Consider the following 17,566-nt stretch of genomic DNA (forward strand, 5'->3'; position numbering starts at 1 on the left):
TGGAAAACGATTTTGGGGCTGTCGTCATGATGACAATGTGCGGCATGTTCGGGAAATTGCCCTCCAAGCGCGATTTCGTGTCCTACAACATGCCGCGTCCCTTCCTCGACCAGTGGGAGGAGTGGCTGCAGGCCGCCGTCGCCGCCAGCCGGCATGCGCTCGCCGAGCGCTGGCAGGAGATCTATCTCAGCTTTCCGATCTGGCGCTTCTGGTGCGGCAGGCGGGTCTTCGGCACGCCGGTCACCGGTGCGCTGATGGCCTCCGTCGACGGGGTAGGGCGCTATTTCCCGCTGACGATATGCGCCTGCGAGTCGGCCGATGCCTATCTGGAACCCCCACCCTCCCGCGGGCTCGACCAGTGGCATGAGGGCTGTGAGCAGTTCCTGCTCCATATGCTCGACGATCAGTTCGAACGCGAGCCATCGCATCTGCTGGCGCAAATCCCGTTTCCACCCCTGGCATCGCGCCTGCCGCCGCCGCAGCGCGACGGTGGTCTGCTGTTCTGGCCCGGCGAGGATCTGCCGATTGCCGACGCCTTCCGCTCGCTCGACATGACGGATGGAGATGCACGCAACGGCGGCCGCAGCTATTGGTGGACGCATGGCGGCCAAGGAGGGCACCCAGCCAGGCTCCTGGTAGCCGAGGGCAAGCCCGGCGCCCAGTTCTTTTCATTCCTGATGACGGGGGAGGCTGTTTGATGGACCCTTGGGCATCCGGTCACCATCTGAAATTTGAAACGGCTGCGCTGACTCACCCTGGCCATGTACGCCGCTTCAACGAGGACAGCATCTTCGGTGATGGCGAGCGTGGCGTCTGGGTGGTGGCGGATGGGATGGGTGGCCATCGCGACGGTAATCTTGCCAGCGCGATGATCACCGATGCCGCGCGGGATGTGGGCAAGGCAGCGTCGCTGACGGAGCTGTCCTTTGCGTTCCGGCGCGGCATCGACGCCGTCAATGCCGAACTGCTGTCCCGTTCGCAGGGCCACCCCGATCGCATCGTCGGCTCAACGGTCGTGGCGCTGTTGACTCACGACGGCAATTACTGCTGCCTGTGGGCTGGTGACTCCCGCTGCTATCTGGTGCGCGATGGGCGCATCGAGCAGCTCTCGCATGACCATACCGAAGTGCAGGACCTGGTGGACCGCGGCATCATCAGCCAGGAAGAGGCGGCGAGCTGGCCACGCCGCAACGTGGTGACCCGCGCTGTCGGCGCCATCGATGATTTCGAACTCGAACAGGCCACCGGTGTGATAAAGTCAGGAGACCGTTTCGTCCTGTGCAGCGACGGCCTGACTGGACACGTCAAGGATGAGGAAATCCTTGCCGTGAGCAGCAGGTTGAGCGCGACCCAGGCGAGCCACGAACTTCTCAAACTTGCCTTGGCGCGCGGCGGCAAGGACAACATCTCTGTTGTCATCGTCAATGTCGTCGACAGAGGCGCGACAACGCTTGTGATGCGATAATGGCGCCGATGGAACCGTCCTTGAACGATGAGCGAACCCGGATCGCGATCCGCGGCTCGGCCGTGAGCATCGGCGCCGAACTCAATCAGACCTATCGCATCGATGCCCTTCTTGGCGTCGGCGGCATGGGAGAGGTTTATAAGGGCCACAACATCCAGACCGGCGATCCGGTAGCGATCAAGATCGTGCTGCCGGAATATGCCGAGGACGAGACCATCCTCGGCCTGTTCCGCAAGGAAGCGCGCATCCTCAACCATCTCTATCATGAGGCCATCGTCCGCTATTACGTGTTCTCGATCGATCCGGTGCTGTCGCGGCCCTATCTGGCGATGGAATATGTGGATGGTCCTTCGCTCGCGGCCCATGTGAAGAACGCGCCGCTCACTGCTGCCGAATTCATGCCCTTGCTGCGCCGGCTGGCGGACGGCTTGCATCGGGCGCATTTGGCCGGCGTCATTCACCGCGACATGTCGCCCGACAACGTCATCCTGCCTGGCGGCCTGGTCCAGAATGCCAAGATCATTGATTTCGGCATTGCGCGGTCTGCCAATGTCGGCGGCGAAACCCTGCTGGGCGGCAGTTTTGCCGGAAAATACAACTTCGTCTCCCCCGAGCAGCTCGGCCTTTATGGCGGCGAGGTCACGCCCAAATCGGACATCTACAGCCTGGCCCTGGTGATGGTCGCCGCCATGCGCGGCCGGCCGCTCGACATGACCGGCTCCCAGCTCGACATTATCGAGAAGCGCCGCGTCCTGCCCGATCTCGACAGTGTCCCCCGGCAGTTTCACGCCGTGCTCGCGGCGATGCTGGCACCCGATCCGGCGGGGCGGCCGGAGGACATGGCGGCCATTCGCGACTGGCCGGACGGTCCGGCGGCACCCAAGGCGAAGACCGAGAAGCCGAAAGCCGAAAAGCCCAAGGCCATTGCCGCCAGATCGTCGGAAGCTTCCTCGCAAAAACCCTCGCACGTGCTGCGCAATGCGGCTTTTGCCGTCACTGCCGTCGCAGTTATCGGTCTTGGTGTGGCGGGGGGCTGGATCTACACGAATGGCAGCCTGTTCTCGGGCAGCAACGTGCCCGTGGACAGGCAGCCCGATAACAAGCCGCCGGACGGTAACAGCCAGGAGACCCTGGCCAGACAGGCGGCCGAGCGCCGTGAGCGCCTGAGCAAGCAACTTGCGGGTGCCGGCCAGGACGTGGCCGCACTGAAGAGTTTCCTCGACCAGTGCGGGGCGGACTGCCCCGACGATCTCGCCCGCCAGGCGAGAGACAGCATCAACGCCCAGGAGGCACAGGCCAAGCACCGTACGGACTTGGCAAATCAGCTTGCGAGTGCCGGCCAGGACGCGGCGGCGCTGAAGAGCTTCCTCGAGCAGTGCGGCGTGGACTGCCCCGATGATCTCGCCCGCCAGGCGAGGGGCAGCATCAACGCCCAGGAGGTGCAGGCCAAGCGCCGTACGGACCTGGCAAACCAGCTTGCGAGCGCTGGCCAGGACGTGGCGGGGCTGAAGAGCTTCCTCGATCAGTGCGGCGCGGATTGCCCCGATGATCTCGCCCGCCAGGCGAGGGCCAGCATCAACGCCCAGGAGGTGCAGGCCAAGCGCCGTACGGACTTGGCAAACCAGCTTGCAAATGCCGGGCAGGACAGAACCGCCCTGCAGAGTTTCCTCGACCAGTGCGGTGCGGACTGCCCCGGCGATCTCGCCCAGCAGGCCCGCACCCGTATCGATGCCGCGAAAGAATTGGCCGTGCAGCATGACCGCCTCACGGCGCAGCTCACGGCTGCCGGCAAGAATGCCACCGCACTCAAGCGGTTCCTCGATCAATGCGGCGCTGATTGTCCGGATGATCTGGCTGCAAAGGCGAAAGCCGCGATAGAAGGCACCAAATTGGCGGCGGTTACATCACCGACGCCGGCAGCGCTCAGGGATTTCGTCTCCGGCTTTGGGGCGGATAGCTGCTTTTCTGCGACGGCGGACGATGTAACGGCCAGTTCCGCAACCGTCACGGCCCTCGGCACGGCTGCGACGGACCAGAGCTTCGCCGATGCCTTCAAGCTCAAGGCCGGGTTTGCGCCGACGGTGAAACTCGATGCGGTCTCCGATCAGCAATGCGGCTTCGTGGGGGCGCTGCGCCGGATGTCGGTTGCGGGCGCACCGCCGTTGAAGATGGTGTTGAGCAAAGCGGAAATTCGGGGCGGCGACCCGAAAACGGAAGCTTTAGGCGATTTACTCACAGTTACCGTCACTGGGGCGGGCGAACGTAACATCTATCTGTTCGTGATGGACCATAAGGGCGGGATCCAGAACATCAGTCGCCAGTATCCCGAATTAATCACCATGACGGCTGGGGAAATCAAGGCCGAGCTCAGCCTGTTTGCGCCGGCCAAGGTTGAGGATGAGGCTCGGCCGGCCTTCTTCCCCATGCTGGTGTTCGCGGTGGCCTCGTCGCGACCGCTGATCAGCATCAATGCCCAGTCCGACTTTGCGGCAGATGATTTCATCGCGCCTTTCCTCAAGGAGATCGCCAATGCCCGCGACGTCACCACGGCGGTGGGCTATCTCAAGCTGCGCGACCAGTGACGGCGCACAAAAAGCAGATTGACGGGCATATCCTGGGGCGCGCGCCCCTTCTTCTCCGGAGACAGCGGCAGCTAAGAAGCTCTACAGCATCTCCTGAGAAGAGACGTGATGCTTTTGCATGTAAAAGCCCGGCATGTTTCACTTTTCTAAAGAGGATACCGATCTTTCTGTCGCATCGTGTTCGCTCACAATATCGAACTTGACGCCAAAAATCATTGTTGTCGTGTCTTTTTTCGAAACGCGGTACGCGTTTCAGCGAAATGTTCTGAAAAGTGCTTTTGAGCACTTACCTACGCTCCTTGAGTCGATAAAAAGAATCGGTCGAATTACTGATGATGCTTATTCATAATATTTTCTTTTCCGAAAATATTTGGATCCGGCACGCGGCGACATCGAAGTGTTAAAAATATTGTAAAATTAAGTAACGTTGAAAGCAAATTGGAGCCCTTATGGCCGATCCCATCATGCTGGATAAGAACGTACTTACATCGATCGCAAGAAATAATCAGCCGGCTGCTGAGGGTTTGAAGAAATACCTAAACGCCGGCACGCCAGTCTATATTTCACGCGCTGCTTATGACGAGTTGGTGACACGGGCACAAACTCAAAAACAAGGCGGTGAGTATGATTGGCTGCTCAAGGATGCACGGATCACCATCGCTCCGTCAGGCAGCATCAAGGACCGGGGCGACGTCTATGCCGACAACATCCAATATGCTCCTGCTCCCAATCGGCCGCAGCTGAAGGATTTCTCACGCAAGGACGATACCACGAAGCCGGGCGACGTGTTCGTCGTGGCACAGGCCAAGGCCGTCAACGCGCGTTTGTGGACCTTCGATAGGAAGGTGCAGAATGCTGCACCCGCTCTCGGTGTCAGACTGGCGCCGGAGTGCAGCATTGGCGACCGCAGCGGCGTTGAGGACGTGGCTGTAGGCCGGAAATTACTCGGACTGAATCCACGCACCATTGGCGCCGACGGCAAGCCGGTGCCGCCGTCGGGAGGATCGGGGGGAGGCTCCGGCGGCAGTTATTCGATCGGGATAGCTGACAATACCGTCCCGGAATTCGTAGGACCATCCCCGAAGGGCATGGCAACGATAGCGGGGATCCAGTTGGCCTTCGAAGGGGTCAATTTCGTCCTCAACCTGGTCAACGACTACATCCAGAAGGAGAAGGTCACGCAAGCACTGGACCAGGTCCGGCAAACCATAGCCGGCGAACGCGCCTCGAATCCGCGGATGGGTATCCTGCTGTTGTTTTACTATAGTCAGTATCAGGTTTCCGATGAGAGCCTCATCAAGCCGGGCGCTGTGTTCGATCACTTGGCCTGGGGAAAAGGAACCACTCGCGACGAAGCGCTGCGCGATGCATTGAGCGTGCCGACACTATCGCGGGGCGTCGGGCCAAGTGAACGCGCCTTTTCGCAGGAAGTCTGGATTGCGCCGCTTCAGAAATCCGTCATCACCGCCGCCAAGTGCCCCTTTAGACCTGTTGCGGTAGGGCGATTCTTCCTTGGCGATTCCAACAAGGCGAAATTCCAACAGGTGGAGTTCAGTATTCTTGGCGGCTTTGACGATGTGGTTGAGACGAGTGTCGAATTGCCGGCCAATACCAATGTTGATTTTGTCGTCCTTGATCCACCAAGCCAGATCTACTGGTACAATATGAACGGCCGGCAAGCCGTCCAGGTTCCGCTTCTGGAGGATAAAACCGCGAACGAGAACACCATCAAGGTGGTAGATCTCGATCCATGGAGTCCCTTCCATGCGAAAGCAGCCATGGTTTTTCCCGTGGACGAATGGGCGGAAAAGGTATTTGGGCAAGTTTCACCCACGGGCAATTATTTCAGTCTCGGGACCTATGTGAATTTCGGCATGATCCGTTGGGTGCGCGCCAAGAATATTCATCTGTTGCGTTTCCTGTAGCCGTCCATGATGGATGATCGGGGCCAAGGCGTTGCAATCATTGCGCGGATCCGGCCCGCAATCCTTCCAGGCAATCTAATTTGGACCCTTGGCGACGCTGCGCGGTTTGAGCGGCTCCCAGACATAGTCCCAATTAACGATGTTGCCGGTCAGCCCCGGCGTATAGCGGCATTTCGGGCGATTGCCGGGCAGACCGGGTGTCGCCGTCGGGCCGACCTCGAGTGTGGCCTTAATTGCCTTGGCAAACAGCCGTGAAGTGGATGCGGGGAACGCCCGGGGGCGAGATGGCTACCCGCCGATGAGCACTGTCGGCCACATGCCCACAATCGTGCCGCCATGAGCGGTGAGGTCGCCGATGCGCGCCGCCAACTGGCCGTTGACCAGCACGGTGGTCGAACCCAGCGCGATCACGTCGGGTGGGCCGACACAGATGCAGAGATCACCGACCCGTGCTTGTGGCTGGCCGCCGGTGAAGACGTTCATCGACGCCATCACGATTGGACCACCGACATGTGGCACCAGCACATTCACCAGCGGGCAGACATGCATGTCGCCCAGACGTGAAGCAGGTTGTCCCATCAGCCACTTCCTGTTCCGCGTCAATGAGGAGCGAACGCGCGAGCTGGTTGCGTACTCTGTCCGACTGCAGCGGTTTTGTCACGCCGCGGCAATCGTGCAGGCCGATCATAGGCCGAGGCGGTTCATGGCACATCCTTCAAACAGGGGGTCGGGGCGGGGAGCTCTGGCGAGGAGGTGGGGTCTCGTTTCGGCCGCTGCGGCCGGTCTATCCAATGCGCGCCGGATCGGGCGGCCCGTGACGGCGCGATTGACGCCAAGGGCAGGGATTGGCAAGCTCGCGAGGATCAGGCAAACAAACGGTTCCGGCAGCATCGGGCGGGCGGGTTGCGAGTGCGCCTTGTAGCGTTGATCGCCGTTCTGTCGCGAAGACAACGCCGAACTGGAGGATCTCACACCATGACGGATGCACCCTCCGCGCAAGCACCCCAACCCATCGTCCGGGTTGCCGTCGTCGAGGACGATCCGGCGGCCCTCGAACGCATCACCACGGCGCTGGAAGCGGCGCCGGATATCTTGGTCACGGCCAGCGCGCCGAACACCGCCACCGGCAAAACCCTGATCGACAAGGGCGGGTTCGACGTGTTGCTGTGCGATCTCGGGCTGCCGGATGGCTCCGGCATCGGCCTCATCCGCTATGCGGCCCAGAAATATGCCGATGTCGATATCATGGTCATCACGATTTTTGCTGACCAGGACAAGGTGTTGGAGAGCATCAAGGCCGGCGCTCGCGGCTATCTTTTGAAGGATGAGCGTTTCGACAGCTTTGCCGAGAGTATCCGCGAGGTACGGCGCGGTGGTTCACCGATCAGCCCGGTCATTGCCCGTCAATTGCTCAAGGAGTTCCAGCCGCGCGAGCAGGAGGCGGACAAGAAGGGCCTCGAATTGCTGTCGAAGCGCGAGCTCGAAGTGCTCAAGCTCCTGGCGCGCGGTTTCACCTTCGTAGAGATCGGCGACATACTCAAGATTGGCCGCAGCACCGTGGCGACCTATGTCAAGAACATCTACCAGAAGCTCGAAGTGAACTCGCGTGCCGAAGCCGTCTTTGAAGCCTCGAGCATGGGTGTCATCAACATGCCGCGCTAAAGCGCGCCAAAAATCCGGCGGAACGGCCCGAAGCTCGAGGATATCGAAACCTTCTTCGCGCGGGGAGAACGCCTGGAAGCGGCGGCCCTGGGGCGGCGCACACTTGTCGGACTTTTCTTCCGTATATCGACCCGATTGCATACTCCTTTTTAGAGCTCATCTTGGGCTTGGAATCAATCTTGCGTTCTATACTGAGTTAAGAGAAGATACGTTCCCAACAGGCTCAGTCATCGCCGCACGCTTCTCTGATCGTCGTAACATTCACAAGGAGGCGAGCAGGGGGAAGTCTTCGTCACAAGATTGCCGGCTCGCGATTGCATCGGGCCGGTGCCGGGTGGATCGAGGCCTCTTGCAGGTGTGTTCCCTGCACGGTGTCACGCCGGAATCACTTGGCCTGTCTAGACTGACAATTGGGCCAGTCTCGTTACCCGAAATTCCCGCAGCATGGCCGGTTTTACCTTGAGAGAGCCGGTATGTGCCATCGATCACAGTATTCGACGGAGGGGGCTCGGTGCCGGCCCCCCAAATAGGGGATTACGGGGGAGGGGGTTTGGCGCAAGATTGGTTTCGCAAGGGGGATGACACCGCCCGCTGGGCCGGCGCTCACCAACCTCAATGAATTCAAGTGCGATGGTTGGACCTCTTCTGCCGGTCTCCTTCGGCGGGCGGGAACTCCCAGCGCAGTGTCGAGGAAAGAGGCAAAGTCATGGGTGACAGCGGACAGAAGTTCATCAAGCGCAACCGCCCGCCGCGCGTCCAGATCCAGTATGAAGACCCCTACAATGCGGAAAAACTCGTCGAGATTCCCTTTGTCATGGCGGTGATGTCGGACCTGTCCGGCAATGCATCGGAGGTCCAGAAGGCGCCGATCGCCGAGCGCAAATATCTCGACATCGACATGGACAATTTCGACGACCGCATGAAGGCCATCAAGCCCGGTACCAGCTTCAAGGTGACCAACCGGCTCGGTGACGCCAAGGGCGACGAGAAGATGTCGGTCAAGCTCAGCTTCGAAAAGATGAGTGACTTCAACCCGGCCCAGGTCGTCCGCAACATACCGGCGCTGGCCAAGCTGTTGAAGGCGCGCGAGCAGCTCGCCAATCTGCAGCGCTACATGGACGGCAAGGTTGCGGCCGAGGATCAGATCAAGGCCCTGTTGAAGGACCCCGAACTCATGCGGCTGCTCAAGGACAATAGCGAGCAGGCCAAGCCTGAAGAGAACTGACGGCGACTCCCGCCAGTAGATCAAGCCAGAAGATCAAGTCAGGAGTTCAGCCACATGGCCGAAACAGCCGCTACCCCCCAGACCGTTCCCGCGACCGAAACCCGTGACCTGGAGAGCTTTTCCAGCCTGTTGCGCAAGAGCTTCAAGCTGCGCAACGACAGTGCTGCCACCGAGGTCGAGAATGCCGTCAACACCCTGGTCCGCCAGGCGCTCGAAGATACCTCGCTGGTCAAGGAAGACGTCCTCGATACCATCGATTCGATGATCGCCAAGCTCGACGAGCAGTTGTCGATCCAGCTCAACGAAGTCATCCATGCGCCCGAATTCCAGAAATTGGAGAGTGCCTGGCGCGGCCTCAACTATCTCGTCTTCAATTCCGAAACCGACACCACGCTGAAGATCCGCTTCATGAACGTGTCGAAGGAAGAGCTCTTCCGCGAGTTCAAGGTCTATCCCGGCGCTCGCTGGGACCAGAGCCCGATCTTCAAGAAGCTCTACGAAGCCGAGTATGGGCAGCTGGGCGGTGACCCCTATGGCGCCCTGGTCGGCGACTACTACTTCGACCACTCGCCGCCCGACGTGCAGCTGCTGCGCGACATCAGCAAGGTCGCTGCCTCGGCCCATGCGCCCTTCTTTGCGGCGGCCAATCCGGCCTTGTTCGGCATGGACAGCTGGAACGAGCTCACCAATCCGCGTGACATCGGCAAGATCTTCGATACGCCCGATTACGCCGCTTTCCGCTCGCTGCGTGATCAGCCCGATTCACGCTATGTCGGCCTGTGCATGCCGCGCGTCCTGTCGCGCCAGCCTTATGGCGCCAAGTCGGAACCGGTGGAGGAATTCGCTTTCGAGGAGGACACGGACGGCCATCAGGGTAGGAAATATGCCTGGATGAACGCGGCCTACGCCATGGCAGTCAATGTCAACCGCGCCTTCAAGGAATATGGCTGGACGGTGCGCATCCGCGGCGTCCAGTCGGGCGGCGAAGTCGTCAACCTGCCCACCCATACCTTCCCCACCGACGATGGCGGCATCGACCTCAAATGCCCCACCGAAATCGCCATCAGCGATCGGCGCGAGGCGGAACTGTCGAAGTCGGGCGTGCTGCCGCTGATCCATCGCAAGAACACCGACAAGGCTGCCTTCATCGGCGCTCAGTCGCTGTACAAGCCCAGGAAGATGGATACGGACGACGCGACGGCTTCCGAAAACCTCTCGGCCCGCTTGCCTTACATGTTCGCGGTCTCGCGCTTTGCGCATTACCTCAAATGCATGGTGCGGGACAAGATCGGCGCCACGATGGAGCAGGATCAGCTGCAGAAATGGCTGCAGACGTGGATCAATCGCTATGTCGACGGCGATCCCAAGAACTCGACCGAGGCGATCAAGGCCAAGAAACCGCTGGCCGCGGCCAAGGTCGAAGTGTTCCCCGACGAAGAGAACCCAGGCTACTACGCCGCCAGGTTCTATCTGAGGCCACACTACCAGCTGGAAGGAATGGATATCGGTATCAGTCTCGTCTCGAGACTGCCCAATAGCCAGAAGTAACACGACAATCCAAGCGGGCCTGCCTGAACGCTCCGGCGAGCGAACGATCCCGCTTGGCCAATTCAATCCGACGGACGCCTTCGGAAAAAGGCACATCCGCTCACATCACAGGAGAGTAAAATGGCCCAATCAGACGCACTACTTCAGATCAACGGTATCGAGGGTGAAACCCAGCAGGACAGCCTTGACGGCTACATGGAGCTGCTGAGCTGGAGCATCGGGGGCTCGAACTCCTCGACCTTCGGCAGCGGCACCGGCGGCGGCAAGGGCAAGTCGGTCCTGCAGGACCTGCATTGCACCAAGGCGGCGGACAAGGCTTCCGCCAACATCTTCAAATATTGCGCCTTCGGCAATCACATCGACGAGGTCAAGCTCGTCGTGCGCAAGGCGGCGGGCGAAGACAAGCTCACTTACATCACCATCACCCTGAGCAACTGCTTCATCACCAGCTACCAGACGAGCGGTGGTTCCGATGGTGGCGCGATGGAGAGCTTCTCGGTCACCTATGAGAAGATCAACCACGAATACCAGCCGCAGGACAAGTCGGGCGCTGCCGATGGCGGTTCGATCGAGTTCACCTACAACGTTGCCACGGGCAAGGATCAGTAGTTCCTCGCCTTTCGGAGCCGGGCGGCCGCACGAGCGTGATGGTCGCCCGGTCCCGGCAGGGGCTGATCCCTCGGCCGGTCGGACTTGGCACTACAGTTGCAAGTAGGGCCTCATGGCGGTCTTCAGTGACGGCCGGGTGATCATCGGCGCTGAAAACACGATTGCGGTACCAATTCCTTGTATCGACGCGTCTTCGAGGTTCAGCTCAAGACGCTCCAGCATGTGGAAGATCCATTGAGCCGTTTCCGGGCCGTCAAGAGCGATCGTTTCGTACCTCCGATCATGCACGCCTTTCGGGAGGCCTTCCGCCTGCGCGATGCCGCCAAGCCCATCGACAATCGCAACGATGCCGGCGAGCGGGTTATTGCCGGGCGGCGCACCTCGCCGCGTTCGGCCGTCGGCGAGACCGTACTGCGTTCGGAATTGGGCGAGGACCTCGCCTCCCTGCTCAACACCGTCGAGCTGGCGGCGATCGAGGATCTCAACGGCTTCGACGCCGTGGCGGCCTCGATACTCAATTTCGGCGTACCCGATCTGACTGCGATCGTCGCCAGTCCCGAGGCGGCACGGCGGGTGGCCCAGCTGCTCAAGCAGAGGCTGGAGCTTTATGACTGCAGGCTGGTCCCGGGCACGGTGACCATATCCGGCGAACCGCTCGACGATAGTGCTTCCGGCCAGCTCAGGTTCCATATCAGCGCCGAAATGGTGTCGACGCCCACCGATATCCCGATAGAGTTCGTGGCGGACGTCGAGGTTGAGAGCGGCAAGATCAGAGTCTTCAAATTGTGATGCCATGAACCGTGAATTTCTCGAGCTCTACAATCGTGAACTTGGCATTCTCAAGGAGGAAGCCAGGCAGTTCGCGGCCGAATTTCCCGGCGTGGCCGAGCGCCTGGGCGGGCTTTTGGAGAACAACACGGACCCGATGATTGCGGGGCTGCTCGAAGGCACCGCCTATCTGGCCTCCCGCGTGCAGCTCAAGCTCAAGCATGAATATGCCGAGTTCACCGACAATCTGCTCGACCAGCTCGTGCCCGATTATCTGGCGCCGGTGCCATCGGCCGCACTGCTGCGGGTGGATCCGCCCTATGGCGACCCCAATCTCAAGGACGGCATGAAGATCGCCGCGGGCTCCTATGCCGATGCGCGCTTCGTCGAGCGCGAGCGCCGGATTGCCTGCAAATACCGTCTCGCCAGCGAGATCACCCTATGGCCGTTCGAGCTCGGCCAGGCCGAATTCCTGAGCGGGCCGGCGACGCTGCAGGCCCTCGGCATCGAGGCCGGCCCCGCCAGCCAGGCGGGCCTCAGGCTTTCCCTGCTGCGGCGCTCCGCCGCCGACCGCCTCACCGAGCCCGTCGACAAGCAGGTAGCACAGCGGCCCGATTGCTGGTTCGCCAATTGCCGGACCGATGAGCTGACCTTCCACATCATCGGCCAGGAAGGCGACGCCGTCAGGCTTTACGAGCAGCTCTTTGGTGCCACTACCGGCATCTATGTCCGCTATCTCGACGAGGCCGGCGATCCTGTCATCGTGCCGCTGCCCAAGAGCTGCCTGGCCCAGATCGGCTTTGCGCCGGACGAACCGCTGTTTCCATCCGACCGGCGGGTGTTCAGGGGCTTCGATCTCCTGCGCGAATATTTCGTGCTGCCGGCGAAATTCCTCGGCTTCAAGCTCACCAATCTCAAACCTGTCCTGTCGGCGATCCGCACCAATCGCTGTGATATCGTCATCGCCTTCAGCCAGGGCGACAGCCGGTTGCAGTCCGTGGTGAGGGCCGACAGCTTCGCCCTCTACGCCGCCGCTGCTTCCAACCTTTTCGAGATGCAGCTGGCGCGAGTCCCCGTGAAGGACAATGAGCACGAATATCATGTCGTCACCGATCGCTCGCGTCATCTCGATTTCGAGGCCCACCGCCTGATCAGGATGCATGCCCATGTCACCGGCAGCGCCGACAAGATGGAAGTCTATCCGCTCTACGCCGCGCCGCCGCTTGGGGTCTCCGCCACCCAGACGATGTTCTATACCGTGCGGCGCCTGCCGCGCCGCCGCTCGCAGGAGGAGCGGCGCAATGCGCAGCCGACGCAATATGTCGGCAGCGACATGTTCGTCACGCTCACAAACCACCGCGACAGGCCCGATGGCCTCCATGTCGCCGAACTCAGCCTGCGGGCGCTGTGTTCCAACCGCCATCTCACCGAACATCTGCCGATCGGGCAGGGGGGCGCCGATTTCATTCTCGAAGACAAGACGACGCTAAGGGTGGACTGCGTGGTCGGGCCGACCCTGCCGCGCGATTCCATCGCCACCGATCCGGAGGCACGCAGCCAGCACGGGGCAGGCGGCACCTCGGCCTGGCGGCTGATCAGCATGCTGAGCCTCAATCATCTCGGATTGTCCGGCTACGGGACGCGGGATTCGGCAGCGTCGCTGCGCGAAATGCTCTCGCTTTTCGCCACGCGCGGCAGCGCAGCCATCGAACGACGCATCCAGGGCGTCATTGCCGTCGACAGCAGGCCGATCACCCGGCGCATCCGCCAGCGCACCGGCGCGGGCGTCGTACGTGGCCTGGAGGTCTCGGTTACGCTGGACGAAAAGCATTTCGAAGGCAGCGGCATCTTCCTCATCGGCGCCATCCTCGATCGTTTTCTCACCGAATTCGTCGGCCTGAACAACGTGGTCGAGACCGTGATCCGCTCGACCGAACGCGGCGAGATCATGCGCTGGCCGGCGCAGCTCGGGCGGCGGCAGCAGCTATGAGCACGCCTCCCGACCTTCCGCAGGAGCGTCCTCCCGAAAAGTCGATAGACTTTTCGGTCGAGAAAACGCTTCAAGGCAACGAGTTGGATAAAAAGGGCGATTCCGATAAATCGCCCTTTGCCCAGGAGCAGGGAAGTCGTGATTTCCTTGATCTTCTGCGCCGCCTCGAACATCTGGCAGGCACCAAGCCGCGCATCGGCGAAAGCGCTTCCTCGGCCGAGGCCGTCGCGAGGCTGAGCCAGCAGCCCCACATCGATTTTTCCGACGGCAACGTCAGCCGCGTTGCCCCTTCGCAGCAAGGTCCTGCCGAGGTGGAGAGCCGCTTCCTTGGATTGCTGGGGCCGCAGGGCGCTCTACCGCTGCACACCAGCTATGAAGCGACGCACTGGGCCAATATGCGCGACGTGGCCTTCGCGCGTTTCCTCGACGTCTTCAACAATCGCTTCCAGCAATTGTTCTTCCGGGCCTGGGCCAATGCCCGGCCGGCGGTGCAGGCGGACCGGCCTGACGAAAACCAGTTCCTCACCTATCTCGGTGCCATGATCGGCATCGGCACGCCGGCCATGCGCGGGCGCGGCCAGCTCCATGATTTCTCCAAGCTGGCGCTGGCCGGCCTGATGGCACCGGCGATCAAGAGCGCCTCGCGCATCGAGGGCATGCTCGGCTGGCTGTTCGATGCCAAGGTTGAGGTGCAGGAATTCGTTGGGGTCTGGCTGCCGCTCGAGGCGCGCGAACAGGCCGTGCTGGCGGCGGGCAGTTGTGCGCTTGGCGTCGACAGTATCATCGGCCGCTCGGCCTACAGCCTCAAGGACAAGTTCCGCATCAGGCTGGAAGTCGCCAACCTCGACGAGCTGGAGACCTTCCTGCCCGATGGCCTTCATTTCGAGCCCCTGGCCGACATCATCCGCTTCTATCTCGGTGAGACCTTCATCTACGACGTCGAATTCGGCCTGGCGGAAAGCAAGACCAAACCCGCTCAGCTCGGCGGTTTCGGCCGTCTTGGATGGACCTGCTGGATGGGCAGGAAGGGCGCCACCGATCCCGCATCCGATCGCATGCGCTGGGACTGCCATTTCCATCCCGCCGAGATCCGCGCCGAGCGGCGTCGCAAACCGAAAAAAGGGTCGTAGCCATGGCCGATGTCAGCCTCGAAGTCCTCACCGGCAAGCTCAATCCGCTCGGCTATGACAGCTTCATGCAGGCCTTCCGCCTGGCGCAGGGGGCGGGCAACCGCAATCTGGAGCTGGCGCATTGGCTGCAGGCGGTGCTGCAGGCCGACCGCAGCGACCTGGCCCTGACGATCACTCATTTCAAGCTCGATGCCGGCCGGCTCTCGGCCGATCTCAGTGCCGTCACCGCCGGCTTTGCCATGAACAAGACCGAGCTGCCGGGCTTCTCCGACGATATTTTCGACGCACTCAGCCAGGGCTGGAACTATGCCACCCTGATGTTCGGCGAAACCCAGGTGCGCACCGGACATGTGCTCACCGCCATCCTGAAGGAACCGCGCCTGGCGCGCACGCTCAATGGCCTGTCCAAGCAGTTCCGCCTGATCGACGTGGAGCAGCTCACCAACGAGCATCGCAAGATCTGGCGGCAGTCGGCCGAAGAGAACATGCGCCCGATGGATGGTTCGGGTCCGGTTGCCAAGGGGACGGGCGGCGAGGCCGGTCCTGCCGCCAAGGGCACCTCTGCGCTCGATCGCTACGCCGTCGACCTCACCGAGCGTGCCGCCGGCGGCACGATGGATCCCATCGTCGGCCGTGACGAGGAGATCCGCCAAGTCGTCGATGTGCTGATGCGCCGGCGGCAGAACAATCCCATCCTCACTGGCGAAGCCGGTGTCGGCAAGACGGCGGTAGTCGAAGGCTTTGCCCAGCGCATCGCGGCCGGCGACGTGCCGCCTCCGCTCAAGGGCAACAAGCTCTACGCACTCGATATCGGCCTGATGCAGGCCGGGGCCTCGATGAAGGGCGAGTTCGAGCAGCGCCTGCGCTCGGTGATCGACCAGGTCCAGGCCTCGGCGATACCGATCATCCTGTTCATCGACGAGGCGCATACGCTGATCGGCGCCGGCGGTGCGGCCGGCACGGGTGACGCCGCCAACCTGCTCAAGCCTGCGCTCGCCCGGGGCACCTTGAGGACGATCGCGGCGACGACCTGGTCGGAATACCGCCAGCACATCGAGAAGGATCCGGCGCTGACCCGCCGTTTTCAGCCGATCAATGTCGGCGAGCCCGGCATCGAGCAATGCTGCAACATGATGCGTGGCCTGCTGGCGCCGATGGAAAAGCACCACAACGTCCATATCTCGGAAGCCGCCGTGGTCGCCGCCGTCAAGCTGTCGAGCCGCTACATTCCATCGCGCCAGCTGCCGGACAAGGCGGTCAGCCTGCTCGATACCGCTGCCGCGCGCGTGGCGGTGTCGCAGAACGCCACGCCGGCTGCTGTCGAGGATGTACGCGTCGCCATTGAGGCCAGTGAGCGTGAACTGAAGGCCCTGGAGCGTGAGCGCGATGTCGGCAACGCCGACGAGAAGCGCATCGGCGAGGTGACGGAGACTATCGCCGCCGCCAGGGACAAGCTGGCGGCGCTGGAGAAGGCCTGGGGCGAGGAGAAGGCCATCGTCGCCGAGCTGATGGCCGCGCGCCGGGACATCGCCGAGGGCGGCGAGGGTGCCGATGCTGCCCGCGGCAAGCTCGCCAGTATCATGGCGGACCTCGCCGCCATCGATCCCGAAAAGCGCATGGTCTATCCCTATGTCGACGAGCAGCCCGTGGCCTCGGTGGTGTCGGACTGGACCGGCATTCCGGTCGGCCGCATGGTCAAGGACGAGGTCGAGACCATCCTCAATCTCGGCGACATCCTGGCCAGGCGCGTGGTCGGCCAGGACCACGGCCTGAAGATGATCGCCCGGCGCATCCAGACCAACCGCGCCAAGCTCGACAATCCCGACAAGCCCATCGGCGTCTTCATGCTTGCCGGCCCCTCCGGCGTTGGCAAGACGGAGACGGCGCTGGCGCTTGCCGAGGCGCTTTACGGCGGCGAGCAGAACATGATCACCATCAACATGTCGGAATTCCAGGAGGCGCATACGGTCTCCACCCTGAAGGGGGCGCCGCCCGGCTATGTCGGTTATGGCGAGGGCGGCCGGCTCACCGAGGCCGTGCGCCGCCGGCCCTATAGCGTGGTGCTGCTCGACGAGGTGGAAAAGGCCCATCCCGACGTGCATGAGATCTTCTTCCAGGTCTTCGACAAGGGCGTGATGGAGGACGGTTCGGGCCGGCGCATCGATTTCAGGAACACGCTGATCATCCTCACCACCAATGCCGGCACCGACATGATCATGGCGGCTGCGGCCCGTGGCGCCGAGAAGCCCGAGCCTGAGGCGCTCGCGGTCGACCTGAAGCCGCATCTCCTCGATGTCTTCCCGCCGGCCCTGCTCGGGCGCATCGTCACCATCCCCTATTACCCGCTGTCCGGCGACATGCTGGGCGCCATCGTACGCCTGCAGCTCGATCGCATCGGCAAGCGCATCCGCGACAATCACGGCGCCAGGTTCAGCTATGACGATGCCGTGGTCGAGAAGATCGTCTCCCAGTGCAACGACCCCGATTCCGGCGGGCGCATGGTCGACAACATCGTCACCAACACGCTGTTGCCGGCGCTGTCCCAGCAGATTCTCGGCAAGGCGATTGCTGGAACGCAGATCGAGGAGGCGAGGGTGGAAGTGGAGAGCGGGGAGTTCTCTTATGCAGTGCGTTAATCGGCGGGTCTCTGCCACCTAAGAAT

13 protein-coding genes are annotated in these 17,566 nt (G+C 61.9%); 12 read left to right on the forward strand and 1 reads right to left on the reverse strand.

Going from position 1 to position 17,566, the window contains the following annotated elements:
• Positions 1-26 precede the first annotated feature (26 nt).
• The 4 genes from tagF (at position 27) to BA190_RS06230 (ending at position 5,972) form a co-directional block, all read left to right on the forward strand.
• Positions 27-698 carry a type VI secretion system-associated protein TagF gene (gene tagF, locus BA190_RS06215; protein WP_082979502.1) on the forward strand — a complete coding sequence of 224 codons (672 nt, stop codon included), beginning with the start codon at positions 27-29 and terminating at the stop codon, positions 696-698.
• Positions 698-1,465, forward strand: a complete 768-nt coding sequence (locus BA190_RS06220) for a PP2C family serine/threonine-protein phosphatase (RefSeq protein ID WP_068284298.1) — start codon at positions 698-700, stop codon at positions 1,463-1,465. Before tagF ends, BA190_RS06220 begins: the two co-directional genes overlap by 1 nt.
• A 20-nt stretch (positions 1,466-1,485) precedes the next feature.
• Positions 1,486-4,047, forward strand: coding sequence for a serine/threonine-protein kinase (locus BA190_RS06225; RefSeq protein WP_245314586.1), 2,562 nt, complete (start codon positions 1,486-1,488; stop codon positions 4,045-4,047).
• A 449-nt stretch (positions 4,048-4,496) separates the two neighbouring features.
• Positions 4,497-5,972: a PIN domain-containing protein gene (locus BA190_RS06230; RefSeq protein ID WP_068284302.1), complete on the forward strand. Its 1,476-nt coding sequence runs from the start codon at positions 4,497-4,499 to the stop codon at positions 5,970-5,972.
• 288 nt (positions 5,973-6,260) lie between these two features.
• Here the strand turns inward: BA190_RS06230 and BA190_RS06235 are convergent, their stop codons facing one another.
• Positions 6,261-6,551 (reverse strand): PAAR domain-containing protein, encoded by a 291-nt coding sequence (locus BA190_RS06235; RefSeq protein ID WP_068284305.1) that lies wholly within the window; start codon positions 6,549-6,551, stop codon positions 6,261-6,263.
• A gap of 396 nt (positions 6,552-6,947) precedes the next feature.
• Between BA190_RS06235 and BA190_RS06240 the strand changes: the two genes are divergently transcribed.
• The 8 genes from BA190_RS06240 to tssH all read left to right on the forward strand — a co-directional run bounded on the left by BA190_RS06240 (position 6,948) and on the right by tssH (position 17,540).
• Positions 6,948-7,634, forward strand: a complete 687-nt coding sequence (locus BA190_RS06240) for a response regulator transcription factor (RefSeq protein ID WP_068284307.1) — start codon at positions 6,948-6,950, stop codon at positions 7,632-7,634.
• A gap of 706 nt (positions 7,635-8,340) precedes the next feature.
• Positions 8,341-8,859, forward strand: coding sequence for a type VI secretion system contractile sheath small subunit (gene tssB / locus BA190_RS06245; RefSeq protein ID WP_068284311.1), 519 nt, complete (start codon positions 8,341-8,343; stop codon positions 8,857-8,859).
• A gap of 54 nt (positions 8,860-8,913) precedes the next feature.
• Positions 8,914-10,407 carry a type VI secretion system contractile sheath large subunit gene (tssC, locus tag BA190_RS06250; RefSeq protein WP_068284314.1) on the forward strand — a complete coding sequence of 498 codons (1,494 nt, stop codon included), beginning with the start codon at positions 8,914-8,916 and terminating at the stop codon, positions 10,405-10,407.
• 120 nt (positions 10,408-10,527) lie between these two features.
• A complete protein-coding gene (locus BA190_RS06255) occupies positions 10,528-11,016 on the forward strand; it encodes a type VI secretion system tube protein Hcp (RefSeq protein WP_068284317.1) in 489 nt (162 codons plus the stop codon).
• A gap of 234 nt (positions 11,017-11,250) precedes the next feature.
• Entirely contained in the window at positions 11,251-11,805 is a 555-nt protein-coding gene (gene tssE, locus BA190_RS06260; protein WP_082979503.1) for a type VI secretion system baseplate subunit TssE, read from the forward strand.
• Positions 11,806-11,809: 4 nt separating this feature from the next.
• Positions 11,810-13,774 carry a type VI secretion system baseplate subunit TssF gene (tssF, locus tag BA190_RS06265; protein ID WP_068284320.1) on the forward strand — a complete coding sequence of 655 codons (1,965 nt, stop codon included), beginning with the start codon at positions 11,810-11,812 and terminating at the stop codon, positions 13,772-13,774.
• A complete protein-coding gene (gene tssG / locus BA190_RS06270) occupies positions 13,771-14,904 on the forward strand; it encodes a type VI secretion system baseplate subunit TssG (protein ID WP_082979504.1) in 1,134 nt (377 codons plus the stop codon). The genes tssF and tssG overlap by 4 nt, the downstream gene beginning before the upstream one ends.
• Positions 14,905-14,906: 2 nt before the next feature.
• Positions 14,907-17,540: a type VI secretion system ATPase TssH gene (gene tssH, locus BA190_RS06275; RefSeq protein ID WP_068284323.1), complete on the forward strand. Its 2,634-nt coding sequence runs from the start codon at positions 14,907-14,909 to the stop codon at positions 17,538-17,540.
• Positions 17,541-17,566 lie beyond the last annotated feature (26 nt).

Origin of the sequence: Labrys sp. WJW, from assembly GCF_001676615.1 — a bacterium.
GTDB classification, from domain to species: domain Bacteria; phylum Pseudomonadota; class Alphaproteobacteria; order Rhizobiales; family Labraceae; genus Labrys; species Labrys sedimenti.

Bases quoted from the DNA above. Each gene is read 5' to 3' on its own strand.
- tagF (WP_082979502.1), top strand. From the start codon at position 27: ATGATGACAATGTGCGGCATGTTCGGGAAATTGCCCTCCAAGCGCGAT.
- BA190_RS06235 (WP_068284305.1), bottom strand. From the start codon at position 6,551: ATGGGACAACCTGCTTCACGTCTGGGCGACATGCATGTCTGCCCGCTG.
- tssH (WP_068284323.1), top strand. From the start codon at position 14,907: ATGGCCGATGTCAGCCTCGAAGTCCTCACCGGCAAGCTCAATCCGCTC.
- tssF (WP_068284320.1), top strand. From the start codon at position 11,810: ATGAACCGTGAATTTCTCGAGCTCTACAATCGTGAACTTGGCATTCTC.
- tssB (WP_068284311.1), top strand. From the start codon at position 8,341: ATGGGTGACAGCGGACAGAAGTTCATCAAGCGCAACCGCCCGCCGCGC.
- BA190_RS06255 (WP_068284317.1), top strand. From the start codon at position 10,528: ATGGCCCAATCAGACGCACTACTTCAGATCAACGGTATCGAGGGTGAA.
- tssC (WP_068284314.1), top strand. From the start codon at position 8,914: ATGGCCGAAACAGCCGCTACCCCCCAGACCGTTCCCGCGACCGAAACC.
- BA190_RS06240 (WP_068284307.1), top strand. From the start codon at position 6,948: ATGACGGATGCACCCTCCGCGCAAGCACCCCAACCCATCGTCCGGGTT.
- BA190_RS06220 (WP_068284298.1), top strand. From the start codon at position 698: ATGGACCCTTGGGCATCCGGTCACCATCTGAAATTTGAAACGGCTGCG.
- BA190_RS06230 (WP_068284302.1), top strand. From the start codon at position 4,497: ATGGCCGATCCCATCATGCTGGATAAGAACGTACTTACATCGATCGCA.
- tssG (WP_082979504.1), top strand. From the start codon at position 13,771: ATGAGCACGCCTCCCGACCTTCCGCAGGAGCGTCCTCCCGAAAAGTCG.